14 protein-coding genes are annotated in these 18,768 nt (G+C 43.6%); 5 read left to right on the top strand and 9 right to left on the bottom strand.

Translation table 11 applies throughout. From position 1 onward, the window contains the following. The first annotated feature begins 13 nt into the window (after window positions 1-13). From msbA to kdsB, 4 genes are read left to right on the top strand one after another with little or no spacing between them, the layout of a single operon-like run. Window positions 14-1,762, top strand: a complete 1,749-nt coding sequence (gene msbA, locus R7Q41_RS03500) for a lipid A ABC transporter ATP-binding protein/permease MsbA (protein ID WP_042522131.1) — start codon at window positions 14-16, stop codon at window positions 1,760-1,762. Window positions 1,763-1,767: 5 nt separating this feature from the next. Then, complete coding sequence (gene lpxK, locus R7Q41_RS03505; RefSeq protein WP_017634739.1) at window positions 1,768-2,775, top strand: tetraacyldisaccharide 4'-kinase; 1,008 nt, start codon at window positions 1,768-1,770, stop codon at window positions 2,773-2,775. Continuing rightward, window positions 2,756-2,935, top strand: a complete 180-nt coding sequence (locus R7Q41_RS03510; protein ID WP_005378451.1) for a Trm112 family protein — start codon at window positions 2,756-2,758, stop codon at window positions 2,933-2,935. The genes lpxK and R7Q41_RS03510 overlap by 20 nt, the downstream gene beginning before the upstream one ends. Next, window positions 2,935-3,690 carry a 3-deoxy-manno-octulosonate cytidylyltransferase gene (gene kdsB, locus R7Q41_RS03515; protein ID WP_318144361.1) on the top strand — a complete coding sequence of 252 codons (756 nt, stop codon included), beginning with the start codon at window positions 2,935-2,937 and terminating at the stop codon, window positions 3,688-3,690. Before R7Q41_RS03510 ends, kdsB begins: the two co-directional genes overlap by 1 nt. Before the next feature lie 79 nt (window positions 3,691-3,769). Here the strand turns inward: kdsB and R7Q41_RS03520 are convergent, their stop codons facing one another. The 9 genes from R7Q41_RS03520 to R7Q41_RS03560 form a co-directional block, all read right to left on the bottom strand. Beyond that, the gene (locus R7Q41_RS03520; RefSeq protein WP_005378449.1) at window positions 3,770-5,329 is read right to left on the bottom strand and encodes a SpoVR family protein; all 1,560 of its coding nucleotides are present in this window, start codon (window positions 5,327-5,329) and stop codon (window positions 3,770-3,772) included. Window positions 5,330-5,340: 11 nt separating this feature from the next. Further along, window positions 5,341-6,612: a YeaH/YhbH family protein gene (locus tag R7Q41_RS03525; RefSeq protein WP_065274295.1), complete on the bottom strand. Its 1,272-nt coding sequence runs from the start codon at window positions 6,610-6,612 to the stop codon at window positions 5,341-5,343. A gap of 47 nt (window positions 6,613-6,659) precedes the next feature. Then, entirely contained in the window at window positions 6,660-8,594 is a 1,935-nt protein-coding gene (locus R7Q41_RS03530; RefSeq protein ID WP_005378447.1) for a PrkA family serine protein kinase, read from the bottom strand. A gap of 493 nt (window positions 8,595-9,087) precedes the next feature. Further along, on the bottom strand, window positions 9,088-9,588 hold the full coding sequence (locus R7Q41_RS03535) for a YfbU family protein (RefSeq protein ID WP_005378446.1): 501 nt from the start codon (window positions 9,586-9,588) through the stop codon (window positions 9,088-9,090). A gap of 136 nt (window positions 9,589-9,724) precedes the next feature. Next, window positions 9,725-10,390 carry an energy-coupling factor ABC transporter permease gene (locus R7Q41_RS03540; RefSeq protein WP_005378445.1) on the bottom strand — a complete coding sequence of 222 codons (666 nt, stop codon included), beginning with the start codon at window positions 10,388-10,390 and terminating at the stop codon, window positions 9,725-9,727. Between the two features lie 154 nt (window positions 10,391-10,544). Beyond that, a complete protein-coding gene (pflA, locus tag R7Q41_RS03545; RefSeq protein ID WP_005378444.1) occupies window positions 10,545-11,285 on the bottom strand; it encodes a pyruvate formate lyase 1-activating protein in 741 nt (246 codons plus the stop codon). A gap of 211 nt (window positions 11,286-11,496) precedes the next feature. Beyond that, window positions 11,497-12,474 (bottom strand): lipid A deacylase LpxR family protein, encoded by a 978-nt coding sequence (locus R7Q41_RS03550; protein ID WP_053349435.1) that lies wholly within the window; start codon window positions 12,472-12,474, stop codon window positions 11,497-11,499. A gap of 153 nt (window positions 12,475-12,627) precedes the next feature. Then, on the bottom strand, window positions 12,628-14,904 hold the full coding sequence (pflB, locus tag R7Q41_RS03555) for a formate C-acetyltransferase (RefSeq protein WP_318144362.1): 2,277 nt from the start codon (window positions 14,902-14,904) through the stop codon (window positions 12,628-12,630). Between the two features lie 303 nt (window positions 14,905-15,207). Next, entirely contained in the window at window positions 15,208-16,755 is a 1,548-nt protein-coding gene (locus tag R7Q41_RS03560; RefSeq protein WP_005378441.1) for a DUF3360 family protein, read from the bottom strand. Between the two features lie 454 nt (window positions 16,756-17,209). On the opposite strand from R7Q41_RS03560, the gene R7Q41_RS03565 reads away from it, so the two are divergent. After that, the gene (locus R7Q41_RS03565) at window positions 17,210-18,685 is read left to right on the top strand and encodes a hypothetical protein (protein ID WP_017820023.1); all 1,476 of its coding nucleotides are present in this window, start codon (window positions 17,210-17,212) and stop codon (window positions 18,683-18,685) included. The last annotated feature ends 83 nt before the right edge of the window (window positions 18,686-18,768 follow it).

Raw genomic sequence — 18,768 nt, forward strand, 5'->3', positions numbered from 1 at the left:
ATAAAGCACTTCTATGTCGATAAATACTGATGAAACGACTTGGCAGACGTTTAAGCGTCTATGGCAATTTATTCGCCTTTATAAGTCAGGTCTTGTCGTTGCAGTCATTGCATTAGTTATTAATGCCATATCAGATACCTATATGATTTCCCTGCTAAAACCACTACTCGATGAAGGTTTTGGGAACGCTGAATCTGATTTTTTACGCACGCTTCCATTGATTATTTTTGCCATGATGTTCATCCGTGGCATAAGTGGATTTGTCTCCACCTACTGTTTGAGCTGGGTATCTGGCAACGTAGTTATGCAAGTCCGTCGCATGGTGTTCAATCACTTTATGCATATGCCAGTGTCTTACTTTGATAAGGAAAAGACGGGCAATTTATTGTCGCGTATAACCTACGACTCAGAGCAAGTGTCAGCGGCAACTAGCCAAGCGTTGGTGAGCATTGTCCGTGAAGGTGCAAGTATCATTGGTCTGTTAGTTTTGATGTTTTACAACAGCTGGCAATTGTCGCTAGTGCTGTTTGCTGTTGCTCCCGTTGTAGCATGGGGTATTGGTGTTGTTTCTAAACGTTTTAGAAAAATATCCAAAAATATGCAGACCATGATGGGTAACGTAACTGCATCAGCAGAGCAGATGCTGAAAGGCCATAAAGTTGTGTTGAGCTATGGCGGCCAAGACATCGAACGTAAACGATTTGAAAAAGTCAGCAACCAAATGCGTCAACAAAGCATGAAGTTGGTGACGGCTCAAGCGGCGGCTAACCCTATCATCCAAATGATTGCATCACTTGCAATTGTTGCCGTTCTTTATTTAGCAAGTATTGATTCGATTAAAGAGCAACTGACTCCAGGTACATTTACTGTTGTGTTCTCTGCAATGTTTGGTCTGATGCGCCCACTTAAAGCGCTGACTAACGTTACTTCTCAGTTCCAACGTGGTATGGCCGCGAGCCAAACGCTCTTCGCGTTAATTGACCTCGAGCCTGAGAAAAACGAAGGTAAGTTGACAGTTGAACGCGCAAATGGCGATGTTTCAGTTAAAAACGTAAGCTTTACTTACACTGGTGCAGAAAAACCAGCATTGGAAAATGTCAGCTTCGATATTCCAAGAGGAAAAACGGTGGCGCTAGTTGGCCGTTCTGGCTCAGGTAAAAGTACCATCGCGAACTTGTTCAACCGCTTCTATGATGTTGACAGTGGATCTATCACATTAGATGGGCATGATATTCGTGATTACGAGCTAAAGAATTTACGTCAGCAATTTGCACTAGTATCGCAAAATGTTCATTTGTTTAATGACACGATAGCAAACAATATTGCGTACGCAACGGATGGTCAATACGAGCGCAGTGATATCGAGAAAGCGGCAACACTCGCGCATGCGATGGAGTTCATCGGCAAAATGGATGATGGACTTGATACCATGATTGGTGAAAATGGTGCTAGCTTGTCTGGTGGTCAACGCCAACGTGTTGCGATTGCGCGAGCTCTATTGCGTGATGCTCCAGTGCTGATTCTTGATGAGGCAACTTCGGCTTTGGATACCGAATCCGAGCGAGCTATTCAAGCTGCACTTGATGAGCTGCAAAAAGACAAAACGGTACTTGTAATAGCGCACCGCTTATCCACAATCGAGAAAGCCGATGAAATTCTTGTGGTTGATGATGGTGCCATCATTGAACGTGGCAACCACGCTGAGCTTATTGAGAAAAATGGTGCGTATGCACAATTGCACCGTATTCAGTTTGGTGAATAAGCGCGGTGATTGAAAAAATCTGGTTTGAAAGCCATCCAATAAAATATCTCTTGTGGCCGCTTTTGTGGCCACTGAGTTTATTATTTGGAGCGATAAGCAAGTCAAAGCGAAAGCAATACCAAACTGGCCGCAAGCAAGCTTATAATGCGCCTATACCTGTTGTTGTGGTTGGCAATATCACTGCTGGTGGCAATGGTAAAACACCAGTTGTTGTGTGGCTTGTTGAGCAACTACAGCAAATGGGCTTTAAGCCGGGGGTTGTTTCTCGTGGTTATGGGGCAAAGGCTCCTGCCTATCCGTTAGTGCTAAAAGAAGATACGCCAGCGAAGCATTGTGGCGATGAACCTAAGTTGATTCATCGCCGTACAGGAGCACCTGTTGCGGTAGATCCTGTGCGTTCAAATGCAGTGAAAGCACTGCTAGATTTGGATGTGGATATCATAATTACGGATGATGGATTACAACATTATGCGTTAGGCCGTGATATTGAGTTAGTGATTGTGGATGGGAATCGCCGGTTTGGGAATGAAAGCCTGATTCCATTAGGTCCTTTACGTGAAGGTATTGAGCGACTTAAAGAAGTCGACTTTATCATCACCAATGGCGGTCAAGCGCATACGGGCGAAATCGCAATGGCTTTAGCACCCTCTAAAGCTATTAATCTTAAGACTAAGCAACATGTGGATGTCTCGGAGTTGAAAGATCTCGTCGCATTTGCGGGCATTGGGCATCCTCCGCGTTTTTTTCATACACTAAACTCGATGAACGCAAATGTTAAAGTCACAAAAGGTTTTGCTGACCATCAAGACTTTGATCAACAAGAATTAGAAGCATTGGCTCAACAAGGGACCAATGTGATTATGACCGAGAAAGATGCCGTCAAGTGCAGCCATTATGCGCAAGATAATTGGTGGTATCTGCCTGTATCTGCCCAGTTTGAGTCAAACGATGCAGAGCAAATTTTAAATAGAATAAAAGAGGTTAAAGCGGCTTATGGATCACCGTCTACTTGAGATTGTAGCTTGCCCTGTTTGCAAAGGTAAGCTGACGTACGATAAAGATAATCAAGAGTTGATCTGCAAATTGGATCGCCTTGCTTACCCGATCAAAGAGGGTATTCCAGTTCTGCTAGAGCCTGAAGCTCGCACTATGAGCATGGATGAGGGACGCTAATGTCTTTTACGGTTGTCATCCCTTCGCGCTACGCATCGAGCCGTTTGCCTGGTAAACCGCTAGCGGATATTGGTGGTAAGCCTATGGTTCAGTGGGTTTATGAACAAGCGCTACAAGCGGGTGCGGAAGATGTCATCGTTGCAACTGATGACGAGCGTGTTGCGAAAGCGGTTTCGTCATTTGGTGGTAAAGTTTGTATGACCTCTCCCCACCACGAATCAGGTACGGAGCGTCTTGCCGAAGTTGTTGAAAAGATGGCTATTCCGTCAGACCACATTATTGTTAATGTGCAAGGGGATGAGCCTTTGATTCCGCCGTCCATCATTCGTCAGGTTGCTGATAACTTATCTGGGTGTGAAGCCCCGATGGCGACGTTAGCTATAGAAATAGACTCGGAAGAGGAAGTGTTCAACCCGAACGCTGTTAAAGTTGTCGCAGATGAGCAAGGCTATGCGTTGTACTTTAGTCGAGCAACCATCCCTTGGGATCGCGATAACTTTGCTAAACAAGACAAAACTATTGCCAACCCATTAATGCGTCATATTGGTATTTATGCTTATCGAGCTGGTTTCATTAATACGTATGTCAACTGGGCACCAAGTGCATTAGAGCAGATTGAGTGTCTTGAGCAACTGCGAGTGCTTTGGTACGGTGAAAAAATTCATGTGGCGGTAGCGAAAGAAGCACCAGCGGCAGGGGTTGATACGCCCGAAGACCTAGAAGCCGTGCGCGCGATTGTTGCAAAGCAAGCGTAACAAATGCTCATATAGATTTAAGAATAAACAAGGCTCCTGAATTAGGAGCCTTTTTGTTTTACTTGTATCGAGGTATTAGTTAAATGTTAGTGTCGTATTGGTTCCGTTTAGGGCAGGTTGCTAACACCTCTCGGTGACCGGTGTCTTTCACTTCTTGGAGAATGACATCAAAGCCCCATAATCGGTACACGTGCTTTAGAACTTCTTCGTAACTATCATCAAGTGGGATGCGGTTGTGAGGAACGTACTGCAACGTAAGTGAGCGATCACCACGGACATCGACATTAAACACCTGAATGTTTGGCTCAAGATTAGATAAGTTATACTGAGCAGCTAAGGTTTCTCTAATGCGTTTATAACCCATCTCATCGTGTATCGCAGCGACTTCAATAAAGTTCTTATGATCATCATCGTTTATCGCAAACAGCTTGAAATCACGCATTAATTTCGGAGAAAGGTATTGGCTAATAAAGCTTTCATCTTTGAAATTATGCATCGCGAAATGCACTGCATCTAACCAGTCGGTTCCTGCCAAGTCTGGAAACCACTCTTTGTCCTCATCAGTTGGTTCTTCACAGATACGCTTAATATCTCGGAACATGGCAAAGCCTAACGCGTAGGGGTTAATGCCATTAAAGTAAGGACTGTTATAAGGCGGCTGAGCCACGACACTGGTGTGGCTATGTAAGAACTCTAGAATGAACTTTTCAGACACCAAGCCCTCATCATAAAGATGGTTGAGTATGGTGTAGTGCCAGAACGTTGCCCAGCCTTCATTCATGACTTGCGTTTGTTTTTGCGGATAAAAATACTGACTGATCTTACGGACGATCCGAACAACTTCACGCTGCCACGGCTCTAGCAACGGCGCATGTTTTTCGAAGAAGTAGAGCAAGTTTTCCTGAGGCTCGCTTGGGAATCGCTCTTTAATGTCTTCCTCTTTCGTCTTGGCTGTCGGTACGGTGCGCCAAAGCTCATTAACTTGAGATTGTAGGTATGCTTCGCGTTCTTCTTGTCTTGCTTTTTCCTCTGTAATTGAGATTTTCTCTGGACGCTTGTAGCGGTCTACACCAAAGTTCATTAACGCGTGACAAGAGTCGAGCAGCTTTTCCACTTCTTTTACGCCATATCGTTCTTCACATTCGGCTAAGTACTTTTTGGCGAACAGCAGATAGTCGATAATAGAACTGGCGTCAGTCCACGTTTGGAATAGGTAGTTACCTTTGAAAAAAGAGTTATGGCCGTAACACGCGTGCGCTATCACGAGTGCTTGCATTGTTACCGTATTTTCTTCCATCAAATAAGCAATACAAGGGTCGGAGTTAATCACAATCTCGTAGGCTAACCCCATTTGACCATGTTTATAGTTCTGCTCTGTTTGAATGAATTTTTTACCAAATGACCAGTGGTTGTAATTGATTGGCATGCCGATACTTGAGTAGGCATCCATCATCTGTTCTGAAGTAATCACTTCTATTTGGTTAGGGTAAGTGTCTAGGCGATAATGCTCCGCGACACGCTTAATTTCTTTGTGGTATCGCTCTAACAGCTCAAATGTCCAATCTGGTCCATCTGGCAACACTTTACTGTTACGCTTCTTAGGCGCCTCTCCTGAGAGGTTTCTCGTTGCGGTATTCATCGCTAGCCTCCTTACGCCGTTTCTTTTTGGAATAGTTCACGAAAGACTGGGAAAATATCCTCCACAGAGCGAATGTTTTTCATTGCGAAATTAGGAAACTCTCCAGTGAGTTTTTCGTACTCATGCCATAGAGTTTGGTGCGAGCGCCGCGTGATCTCTATGTAAGAGTAATACTGACAGTTTGGAAGTAATTTGTTCACTAACAGATCCCGGCATCTTGGCGAATCATCTGCCCAGTTGTCACCGTCGGATGCTTGAGCTGCATATATGTTCCACTGACCAATCGGGTATCGCTCTTTTACTATTTCATCCATTAACTTGAGCGCGCTAGATACAATGGTACCCCCGGTTTCTTGTGAGTAGAAAAATTCGTGCTCGTCCACTTCCTTCGCTTGGGTATGGTGGCGGATAAAGACGACTTCGACATTCTCGTAGGTACGAGTTAAGAACAAGTACAAAAGAACATAGAAGCGTTTTGCGATGTCTTTCGTTGCCTGATCCATAGAACCGGATACGTCCATTAGACAGAACATGACCGCTTGGCTCGATGGTACAGGGCGTTTCTCATAGTTCTTGAAGCGTAAGTCGAAGGTATCGATGAACGGCACGCTTTCGATTTTCTTGCGCAGTTCTTCAATTTCAGCCTTCAAGCGGTTCTCTTCAAACTGCTGAGCAGGTTCAATATTTTTGATGCGAGCAAGCTCGTCTTCTAACTCTTTAAGAAGTCGTTTCTTACCAGCAGTCATTGCAGTACGGCGCGCAAGAGATTGTTGCAGAGAACGTACTACGGCAATATTGGAAGGGATACCGGCAGTTTGAAAGCCTGCACGGTGTGTTTTCCATTCAGTGATTTTGGCAATTTGGTTTTTTTCTAGATTAGGCAGCTCGAGATCTTCGAACAAAATATCGAGGTACTCATCTTTTGATATTTGGAATACAAATTCGTCTTGGCCTTCTCCATCTGGACTGGCGTTCCCTTCTCCAGAGCCGCTACCCTGACCGCCACCTTTGGGACGCTCAATTTTATCACCAGTAATGAATTGGTCGTTACCGGGATGAACTCGTTCGCGAACACCACCTTTGCCTTGATGAAATATAGGCTCATTGATGTCTTTGTGAGGGATAGAGACGTCTTCGCCCGTTTCCGTATTCGTAATCGAGCGTCGATTCACTGCGTCTGCTACCGACTCTTTTATTTGCTCTTTGTGGCGCTTCAAGAAGCGCTGTCGATTAACAGCGCTCTTGTTCTTGCCATTGAGCCTTCGGTCTATAAATTGCGCCATGAAATAGCCCTCTTCATGTTTCACAAGCGACCTAACTCAATACTGGGTTAGGATGACTTACGTACTCGTAGGTACCACTCAGAAAGTAGGCGAACCTGTTTCTCGGTATAGCCTTTTTCCATCATGCGAGCGACAAAGTCGTCGTGCTTCTTCTGATCTTCAGAAGAGGTTTTCGCATTAAATGAGATAACCGGAAGTAGCTCTTCGGTATTGGAGAACATTTTCTTCTCGATTACTGTGCGCAGTTTTTCGTAGCTGGTCCAAACCGGGTTTTGACCATTGTTATTCGCTTTCGCACGAAGCACAAAGTTGACGATTTCGTTTCGGAAATCTTTCGGGTTAGAAATACCAGCTGTTTTTTCGATCTTTTCTAGCTCAGCATTCAGTGAAGAGCGATCAAATAGCTGACCAGTTTCTGGATCTCGGTACTCTTGGTCTTGAATCCAGAAGTCTGCATAGGTGACATATCGGTCGAAGATGTTTTGGCCGTACTCAGAGTAAGACTCAAGATAAGCGGTCTGAATCTCTTTACCGATAAATTCAACGTATCGAGGTACTAGGTAGCCTTTTAAGAACTCGAGATATTTCTCTGCTGTTTCAGCAGGGAACTGTTCGCGCTCAACCTGTTGTTCAATCACATAGAATAGATGTACAGGGTTGGCTGCCACTTCGGTTTGGTCGAAGTTAAATACGCGTGACAAAATCTTAAAGGCAAAACGTGTTGAAAGACCGTTCATGCCTTCATCGACACCAGCATAATCACGATACTCTTGATAGCTTTTTGCCTTTGGATCCGTATCTTTCAGCGTTTCACCGTCGTATACGCGCATCTTAGAGAAGATGGACGAGTTCTCAGGCTCTTTAAGTCTAGAAAGAATACTGAATTGTGCCAGAGTCTCGAGCGTGCTTGGTGAACAAGGGGCTTGAGACAACTCACTGTTTTCAAGAAGTTTTTGGTAGATTTTGACTTCTTCTGAAACACGTAGACAGTAAGGTACTTTCACAATATAAACACGGTCCAAGAACGCTTCATTGTTCTTGTTGTTACGGAAGGTCTGCCACTCAGATTCGTTTGAGTGAGCCAGAATCATACCGTCGAATGGAATCGCAGAAAGGCCTTCTGTACCGTTGAAGTTGCCTTCTTGCGTTGCTGTTAACAGCGGGTGAAGCACTTTGATTGGTGCTTTGAACATCTCAACGAATTCCATTAAACCTTGGTTTGCTTTACACAGCGCACCGGAGTAGCTGTAAGCGTCTGGATCGTCTTGCGAATAGTGTTCAAGCTTACGAATATCGACTTTACCAACCAATGATGAGATATCTTGGTTGTTTTCATCGCCTGGTTCAGTTTTGGCAATACCGATTTGGTCAAGGATAGAAGGGCGTACTTTCACTACTTTAAATTTGGTGATATCACCACCAAACTCGTGAAGACGTTTAGCGGCCCAAGGAGACATGATCGAGCGAAGATAACGGTGCTCAATGCCATATTCTTTTTTCAAAATATCGCCATCTTCTGTGGCTTTGAATAGGCAGAATGGATGGTCATTCACTGGGCTGCGTTCGCCGTTAGCAGTAAGAACATAAATAGGCATCTGTTCCATCAGAGCCTTAAGCTTTTCTGCAAGCGAAGACTTACCGCCACCTACAGGGCCGAGTAGGTAAAGAATCTGCTTACGCTCTTCTAGGCCTTGCGCCGCATGTTTTAGGTAAGACACAATTTGTTCTATGGCATCTTCCATGCCATAAAAGTCTTTAAAGGTTTCATAACGAGAGATAACACGATTCGAGAAGATTCGGCTTAGTCTCGGATCCTTTGCCGTATCGATTATCTCTGGTTCACCAATCGCCATCAGTAGGCGTTCTGCTGCATTAGCATAAGCGCTTTTGTCATCTTTACACAGGGCTAAAAACTCCTGTAACGACATCTCTTCATCTTTTGCAGCTTCATATCTTGATTGATAGTGGTCGAAAATACTCATGTCGCTTTCCCCTTTAATAGTCAGTCTACCGACGAACGTTGATTCAGGCTTTCCACCAACAGTTATGCTCGTTGTTGTTTGAATATACGTCCTGTTATCACATTTGGTTCGTACAGAATGTAAGATTGGCGACACCAAAGACTTTGCTTTATGGACGGTTTTTTCGTTACAACGGTGAGCGGTGGATATGAATTTTTCAATCACAGCCTTTCTCTACTTAAGCCTAGTCGGGGATTTGCAATTTTGCTTAACAATTATGAATTTATTGTAAAAGTGACATTTGAATCACTCTTTTATTAAGGACGAATTTATGTCGTGAATAGGTGCAATAGAAATCAAATATTTGGCAAAGACAGAAGAGTCTCAGTGATTCGTTGTTCTACATTGAGCAAGGTAAGTGAAAGAGGTAGGAAGAGAGCAAAGTCTTAGATAAGTTTGTGACAGGGTAAATAACAAGGAGAGCGGGCGCTCTCCTCATTCTTAGATGACCATTTTATGCGCTGAAGATTTGCGCTAGTTCGTTTTCACATAAATGATACTGACGAGGGCAGTTACGCCAAGTTTGCAGCATACGGCGGTATTTATCTAGCATCGGCATTTGGCTGTTAAAGTGATGATCTGCCTTGTCAAACTGAGGGTACAAACCTTCAGAATCGATGAGAAAACGTACGTAATGTACTTGTTGCGCTTCTGAAGCGATATCAAATCCCAAGAACTTCAAGCGACGTTGATCCACGTTGCTGCGATCTTCATCGTCTAGCATGTTGTAAGACTCTTGCATCGCATGATACATCTCCATAACGTCGATGATCTCACGACACTCTGCTTCTGAGAGGCAGCCGAAATCTTTGTTCAACTCTCGCATTTGTAGTTCATAACCACGTTCAACGATCGTTTGTAAGCGTTTGTATTTGGCCGCATTACTTGGATCAAGTTGAGACATAAGGTTGTATTGGTTTGATAGAATCAAACGTTGAGCGTTTGACATTTCCATGGTGACCTCACTAGATATCTAATACATTTTTAATGTGCTTAGGTTAACGCTTAAGACATGAGTGAAACATGATCTCAACACATATTTAATACTAAAAAATGGCAAGAACTGTCACTTTTGACCAGTTTGAAAACACTTATTTATGGTAATGATTGTATATGTAGTCTCGGTCTGAAAATACTCTCAGCCACTCTGGCTTGAATACGGTTAAAACCGCCAGTGCCATACCATTTAATAGACCTTCTGGAAAGGCGAGCAACGGCACAAAAACAAAGTAGTTATGTTGAATGGTTTCCCAATCGTAGTGACCAACTGATAGGTGATAAAAAGAGTTAATGATGAGGTGCAGACTTCCTGTTATCGCGCCATTGAAAAATCCAGCAACGAAGATGAAAACAAAAATGTTTCGTGGCAAGTAGTGGTAACTCAGAAGAAACACTAAGTAACTAATGAAAATCGGAATTAGGGCAGATAGAACTAACGACGTGGGTAAGAGTAGCAAGGACACATCATGTAGTAGGTGGTTGACCAGCATTGCAGGGATACTGAGTAGAAATGCCATACGCCAACCATACATCATCGTCAGCGTTGTTAGTGCAAGAAAATGAATCTGTAATCCTTCTTTTACACCTGCTTGAGCTGTCCATAAAATACTGAAAAAGAAGAGCGTTGCAAAAACGAGGTGCTGAAATCCTTTCTCTTTTTCCAGTTTGGGCCAAACGACTTTTTTCCAATCTGGTAGGCAGTAGACTACTACTATCCAAATTGAGACAACAAGAGAGCCTAAGTTAAACAAATCCATGTTACTTCCTTCCTATGCGAACATGACGCAATCATTTCTATCGTTCTTTTTCTACCTAAATGACCGCAGAGAAACTCACTGATAAGGCTTAGATATAATCAAAAAAATACCAGCAATAAGCTGGTATTTTAAAGAGGTTAGTCTTGCGGTTCACTTAGTATTTTACGTTATCGTTGTATTGAGCAAGAATGGATTGAATTTCATCCATGGTTTCTTTCGGTGGCGGGTTTACGCCTTCGAGTGGGTATTCTAAGCCTAACGCTTCCCACTTATGAGCCCCTAATTTGTGGTAAGGAAGTAACTCGACCTTTTCGATGTTATCCATGTCTTTAATAAATTCACCAAGCATGTGTGCTGCTTCTGGGTCATCTGTGTAACCAGGCACGACGACATAGCGAATCCATGTTTTCTTTCCGATTTTTTGTAAGTAACGAGCAAAGTCCAATGTGCGTCGGTTGGATACACCGATGAGATCTTGGTGCACTTCGTCTTTCATGTGTTTGATGTCAAGCATGACTAAGTCTGTTGCATCCAGTACTTCATCGATAACATCAGTGTGCTTACGAACATAACCGTTAGTATCTAGACATGTATGAATGCCTTCGGCTTTAGCAGCGCGGAAAAAATCACGTACGAATTCCGGTTGAAGCATCGCTTCGCCGCCAGAACAAGTAACGCCACCACCTGATGCATTCATGAAGTGGCGGTAACTTTTCGCTTCGGAAATGATTTCTTCAACCGTGACTTCTTTGCCATCATGCGTGTCCCAAGTATCGCGGTTATGGCAATACTTACACCGCATTAAACAACCTTGCAAGAAGACGATAAATCGAATACCAGGTCCGTCTACGGTACCACATGACTCAAATGAGTGAATACGACCAGCTGTTGACATCTTTTGCTCTCATTACTAGTAAATTCTAGCTGTTATTTTATTACAAAAAGCAGGGTTAAAACAGCTTTGTCGGTACTAAAGGCAAGGTTATTTGAAGAAAGAAAATAGATGGAGCCAATCTACATAAACGCTTGAACACGAGGTGGTTAATACCTACCCCGAGAACTTGCCGTGTATCTAGATTGACTTCGATGCTGGGATAATCCAGTTTTTAGAAAAAGGCGAACACGGAGAACGAGCCTGTCCCATAAACATCGGTTTGGGCTTCTTCATAATCCGGTGTTTTAATTGTAAAGGTGATGCTTGCACCGTAATTTTGGTTGTACCAAGATACTCCCGCGACGGCACTTGCTTGCCAATTTTGCAGTGTGATGTCGTATGGCGCTGACGGTTCAGGAATGCCAGGACGATCTCCTTCGATAGTCATGTCATTAAAGCGGTAACGACCTTCAAACCCGGTGAACAAGAACCAACTCGACGTGTTCTGAGCGATCATACTTGCTGAGAAAGGGCTTTCGACACTGATATTGGCTGCTCCGATGCTATTCGCTAGGTTTGTACCCCAACGAAACATGACGCCTTGAGAGACATCACTACGGAAGTTACCCGCATTGATGTCGTTAATGTTGGTGATCTCCCATTGTGTTTTTTGTTCTTCGCTGCGCATCAATTTGTTAAATACGCGGTAACCAAGGCTGAACGCCACTTTATCTTCAATCTGGTAATCCCAACCTTGAGGGTCCGTCGATCCTGTTATGCCGTGAACGATTTCTTGCGCCTTTTCTGATAGCGAACTTTCACCCGTAGTTCCTATGGTGAAATTGTACCGTACAGCTTTGTCACTCGTTAGGGAAAGGTAGTTGATTTCGGTGTGTAGGTAACCGGCATATGGGCGATCATTGATTAGTGGATAATCGGCTTCAATGTCGCTTGGAGTCCACATCTTGTGGCCAAGAACCAACTCTATTTTATCGATATTGGCGTGCTCTGAGTTAGCTAGACTCAGCCATTTCCATTGGCTTTCTTGTGTCAGTTGGTCTGTCGCGTAAGAAAGGAAAACACCATTCGTATAGTCTTGATCGACGCCAAAAATACCATCGTTGTCGATGGTAAAAGAAACCGTAGACTTAGTGGATGCTATTGCAACTGGAGAAAGAAGGGTAAGAATAATTAATTTACTAAATCTCATAGACTTTATTTGCTAACTTTTTTCGCATCATACGTAAGAATGCGGGCAAAAGTCTTTCGCGATATCACAACTTTCATTCAAGAAATAAAAAAAGGCTGATGCTACTTAGCATCAGCCTTTGTTGTATTACTAGAACGTTATTTCGCTATAGTCTTATAGAGACTCAGTGAATGTACGCGCGATTACGTCAGCTTGTTGCTCTGCAGTTAGAGAGTTGAAGCGAACAGCGTAACCAGATACACGGATTGTTAGCTGAGGGTATTTCTCTGGGTGCTTAACTGCGTCTTCTAGAGTTTCACGGTTAAGAACGTTCACGTTTAGGTGTTGACCACCTTCGATACCCGCTTCGTGGTGGAAGTAACCATCCATAAGGCCAGCAAGGTTAGCGCGTTGTGAACCCTCATCTTTACCTAGTGCGTTAGGTACGATAGAGAATGTGTAAGAGATACCATCTTGTGCGTCAGCAAACGGCAGTTTAGCAACTGAAGTTAGTGATGCTACAGCACCTTTCTCGTCACGACCGTGCATTGGGTTTGCACCTGGAGCAAATGGAGCACCAGCACGACGACCGTCAGGCGTGTTACCAGTTTTCTTACCGTAAACCACGTTTGAAGTGATAGTAAGAATTGACTGAGTAGGGATTGCATCACGGTAAGTCTTAAGCTTACGGATTTTGCCCATAAATACAGAAACAAGTTCACATGCAATATCATCAACGCGTGGATCGTTGTTACCGAATTTAGGGTAATCGCCTTCGATTTCGAAGTCGATTGCTAGACCGTCTTCGTCACGAATTGGCTTAACTTTTGCGTATTTAATTGCAGATAGTGAGTCAGCTGCAACAGATAGACCAGCAATACCACAAGCCATAGTACGTTTAACGTCACGGTCGTGTAGAGCCATTAGTGCCGCTTCGTAGCTGTACTTATCGTGCATGAAGTGGATAGCGTTTAGTGCAGTCACATATTGTTTCGCTAGCCAATCCATGAAGTGGTCCATTTTCTCCCACAGTTCATCGTAGTTAAGAACATCGCCTTCGATCTTAGGCATATGCGGGCCAACTTGGATTTTTAGCTTCTCATCCACACCACCGTTGATGGTGTAAAGCATTGTTTTCGCAAGGTTCGCACGAGCACCGAAGAACTGCATTTGCTTACCAACAACCATTGGAGATACACAACATGCGATCGCGTAGTCGTCGGAGTTCATGTCTGGACGCATTAAGTCGTCATTTTCGTACTGAATAGAAGAAGTATCGATAGATACTTTCGCACAGAACTTCTTGAAGCCTTCAGGTAGTTGCTCAGACCAAAGAACAGTGATGTTTGGCTCTGGAGAAGGACCCATAGTGTATAGTGAGTTTAGGAAACGGAAGTTTGTACGAGTAACTAGCGTACGACCGTCAAGACCCATACCACCCATAGACTCAGTTGCCCAGATAGGGTCGCCAGAGAATAGATCATCGTACTCAGGAGTACGTAGGAAACGAACCATACGTAGTTTCATTACGAAGTGGTCGATCATTTCCTGAGCTTGTTCTTCAGTTAGCTTACCAGCCGCGATATCACGTTCGATGAAGATGTCTAGGAATGTAGAAGTACGACCTAGAGACATAGCCGCACCGTTTTGAGATTTAACAGCAGCTAGGTAACCGAAGTAAGTCCACTGAATAGCTTCTTGCGCAGTTTCAGCAGGACGAGAAATATCACAACCGTATTTTGCAGCCATTTCTTTGATTTGACCTAGAGCACGGTGTTGCTCTGCGATCTCTTCACGAAGCTGCATTGTCATTTGTAGGTCTTCGCCGTTCTCAAAACGCTCTTGTAGAGAAGAGAACTGCGCGAATTTATCCTTCATTAGGAAGTCAATACCGTATAGAGCAACACGACGGTAGTCACCGATGATACGACCACGACCGTATGCATCTGGAAGACCAGTCAGTACGCCAGATTTACGACACGCCATGATTTGAGGAGTGTAGATATCGAAAACGCCTTGGTTGTGAGTTTTACGGTATTCTGTGTAGATTTTTTTAACTTGTGGGTCTAGCTCGCGGTCGTAGGCTTTGCATGAACCTTCAACCATGCGGATACCACCGTTAGGGATGATCGCACGTTTTAGAGGAGCGTCAGTTTGAAGACCTACGATAGTTTCTAGGTCTTTTTCGATGTAGCCTGCATCGTGAGCAGTGATGGTAGAGATAACTGAAGTATCAAAATCAACAGGAGCGTGAGTTGCGTTCTCTTGTTTGATGCCTTCCATTACCTTAGCCCAAAGCTTGTTAGTCGCTTCAGTACCTTCAGAAACTAGGAAAGATTCGTCGCCTTCGTACGGAGTGTAGTTCTTCTGAATGAAATCACGAACGTTTACTTCGTTTTGCCAGTCGCCTGCAGCAAAACCTTCCCAAGCTTTAGCAAATTGCTCTGCCATGACATACCTACCTTTTTAGTAGAAAAAAATACGTACTGCTTCGCCGTTGAGCCAGCTATCCCCAGATAAAAGAGGGGAACAGTACACTCTTATGAATAACAATATTTATAGTCTTAAATTTACGTATTCGATTTACAAAACTATAAATATTGTCACTAGTTTTAACGTTTCTCTTTTTAAGCAACAGTTAGAGGTTAAACTAAAATTTTTTTGCAAACCTTAAACTAAATCAATAAATCCTCAAAAATCTCGATAAAAATGGGGTAGCGACGAGCGCTACCCACAAATTTCTGGACTGCTAGCTTATAGCCAAGCTTGGATGCCATACTGGCCTTCAAGCATACCAACTGCAAGCATAGCAACTAAACAGATAACGAGTACGCTTACTGGGATCACAATCTTGTCTACAAATGATAGGCGAGACGCGCGCTCTTTATCTCCAATTAAACCGTTGTTATCTAAAAGCATAGTTAGTGCCCAAGCTAGAACTGGGTTAACAACGGCAGAACCAAAGATACAGATACCTGCTGCTTGTGAGTCTTTCGAGTCCTTCACCATCTGCATGCCAGCTTCAAGCAGTGGTAGAGATACACCAACGAGAAGAGCAACGCGCATAACTGGAGGCCATACTGCAACGTCCATAGGAAAACCAAGGATTGCAACAATAATACATAGAGAGCCTAGTAAGATGGCACCAGCAGGAATAGGGCGTTTCGCGATTGCAGCAGGGATCATGTAAGTCCCCCAAGATGATGTGATGTTACCACCACCCACTGCAGTACCGACCATTTGGCGAACGGAACACATTGTCATTGTGTCATCAACGTCCATCAGCACTTTCTCACTCTTACGTGGGTAGTTCATCTCTTGGAAGATACGGTGACCCAAGAAGTCAGGTGACCACATTGCTACCGCAAGAATGGCGAATGGTAGAGAAGCGATGAAGTGTTCCATATTAGGAAGACCAAGCATCCAACCTTCTTCTGTTGAACCCCACCAGTAGATTGGATTTAGGTTTGGAAGGCCTGTCTCGGTTACGAATTTAATATCGAAGCCTGCGCCAAGAGCAAGTGCGATTGCAAGCCCAGTGAAGGCACAAACAGGGATCGCTAGCCAGCGTTTGTTCACTTTAGCAAGGAACGCGTATAAGCCAATGGTAACCGCAAGAACAATTAGACCGATGTAACCCATGCTACCAGCGGCAACCGTATCGGATTGCAAACCAACAGCCCAAGCTTGAATAGAGTTAATTTGGCTCATGGTTCCGGTTAAACCTAAGAAAATAAGAAGGCCACCAGCCGTACCTTCAGAGGTGAGGTTAACCAGTTTTGACCCACCTTTTAAGAGGCTCAAAATCAAACCAAACACACCAATGAGAATTGCTAATGCAAGAGGGTGAGCACCAGCAAGAGCGATGGTACCAATAAGAGGGATCATTGGGCCGTGGTTGCCTGCTAGGTTGGCTTTAGGGTTAATAAAACCAGAGGCAAGTACACAGAAAAGAAGTGCAGGGATGAGCATTTCTACACGCGCAACTTCGATAGCAAAGTCCTTGCCTAAGTTTACGTGGTCCCATGCTGCAGTAAGACCTTCAGCCCAAGACATCATTACCGCAGAGTACATTGCGATAATACCGATAGTACCAGCAAGTGCTGGAACAAGGTCTTCAAGCTCAAAGCGGAAGTCACGACCTGGCAAGTTCAAGCCAAAACGACGTGGCTTCATAATTTGTAGTTCGTGGTCTAGGTAGTCTGAACGGCTTGCGAACTCAGATGCTGGACGATGAAGCTCACGGTAGCTCTTGGTCTCGATATCTGAATCAGAGTGCGTTTTGTTAACTGCGTCTGACATAGATTCCTCATATATTTAAAAGTTATGAATTCTTCATTCAATTGTGTTAATCCGCATCCTGCGGCACGCTTATGCTAGCTATTGTTAGATTTGTTACACGTCGACACTGTGCCTAAGCATAGCTAATAACTTATTGTGTTGAGGCACAAAAAAAAGCCTCATCTTTTGGCAGGAGTCTAGCAAGATAGCCATTTAGGGTGATTGATTTAGATCACTTTAAGAATGGTTGTGAAATAAAACTACAGAAAGTTTCTGGCATGCGAATGAGATGCGGAGATCTTGTGTAATTTCATTACACAAGTTGCATAAAATTAGAACTTTTTGTCCTTTTGCACGAGATGCAGATTAAATGTCAATATTCACGATGATTATATAAAGCTGGCTTTATTCTTGCTTTGGACAGAGCAAAGACAATTTTTTGGCTAATCATTGCCGCTCAGTTTAGGAAAAAGACATGAAACAGCTTAAAGTACTGCCACTAGTGGCAATCATCTCAGGGTTAATGGTCGGTTGCGGCGGCGGTGGCGGCGGTGGCGGTGGTGCAGCGCCGAAAACTGCGTTTACTTTTGATTTTGCTATACCAGCAACAATGACTGAAAGTGAAGCAACTACGAAAGGTTGTACTGTATATGACCACAAAACTGAGCTGAACGGCGATAAAACGGTTTTAACCTATAGTGCAGCGTCAAAAGAGCAAGTGACCAACTATGTTATCGGTTACTACTCTGATGCCGATGGCAAAAGATCCGGAGACATTATCAAACCTACCACTGATAACTTTAAGTTTTATCTTGAAGATATCCCTGACGGCGGCTTTGTAACGTTTCAAGCAATAGAATTTAACGGCAAAGAAGCTCGCGTAAACACGTTTTCAAAAGAGTTCTTGCAAGATAAGAAACTACGTAATGCTACTTTTGCACTAAACCGAGACTCTTTGAACAAATGCTTTACTGGCGGTAACTTAGCAAGCAATAAGTTTACTAACTTAGATTACCGAAACGCTGAATCAGGTGGCGGAGATTACAACTTTGTCTCGCAAACCGATATTTTCACGTCTCCGAACCCTGATATGTTGCCTACTGATGAACTGATGGGGCTTAAAGGTGAACCAACGGCATTGTTTCAGTATGAATCAGGTTCAAGCGACAAAGCGCTTTACCAATATGGTATTGGTTCGTGGGGAACTGGTGAGATAGCCTTAGTTAGAGCGGATAATACGTCAAACATTTATTCGTCTTCTGACTATACTTACGACTCGCTCAACATTGGCTTTGTTACTAACGGCTTTGCATATGACGCGTTGAAGCTGGATAAAACGGCCGTTGAATATAATCGCCCTAGTGCAACGAATAAAGAAACTTGGGTATACATGGCGTTCTCAGAGAATCAAGTTAATGGTTGGGAGTCTCTACTTAACGAAACGATCTCTGACGGATGGGATATTGACGTTGATCCGAGTGCTTACTTAAATATTGATAACCTGCCGAACACAAAACCAAGTGTATCAACGCAAGGAAGTGCAGAGTCCGTGATTGATCTGGACATGGGCTTAACATCGTCTACTGAAGGCTTTACTCGTGTCGCTTACTTTGCAACTTCAGGCGACTACAGAGTCACACATCGCATTTTCACAACAAGTGATAGTGATTCTGTTGTTGTTCCAGAATTGCATTACTACAACTTCCCAACATCGGCCGTTAACGGTTTGAAAGTTTCAGCTTCGGACGATTTTAATCGCACTGCTTTGGTAGTGAATGAAGATAGTAATATTGATTCTAAAGTTTTCATGAGCTTCTTTTCCAATGGTGAAGCGTCAGAGCCTGAACTAGATGAAGACCTAGATGGCATCATTACTTCTGAAAAAGAAGGCTTAGAAAATGAAGTGACATTACGTACTTCAAACTCGTTGGTAGTCAGTCGTTTTAATTAATTCATTGCGACCTCGAATAGGTTTCAATTAACACTTTTGTAAATTTATTAAGCCCCTTTGAAAGGGGCTTTTTTATATTTAAT

The sequence above is a fragment of the Vibrio sp. 2096 genome, from assembly GCF_033339595.1.
In the GTDB taxonomy this organism is placed as follows: Bacteria; Pseudomonadota; Gammaproteobacteria; order Enterobacterales; family Vibrionaceae; genus Vibrio; species Vibrio alginolyticus.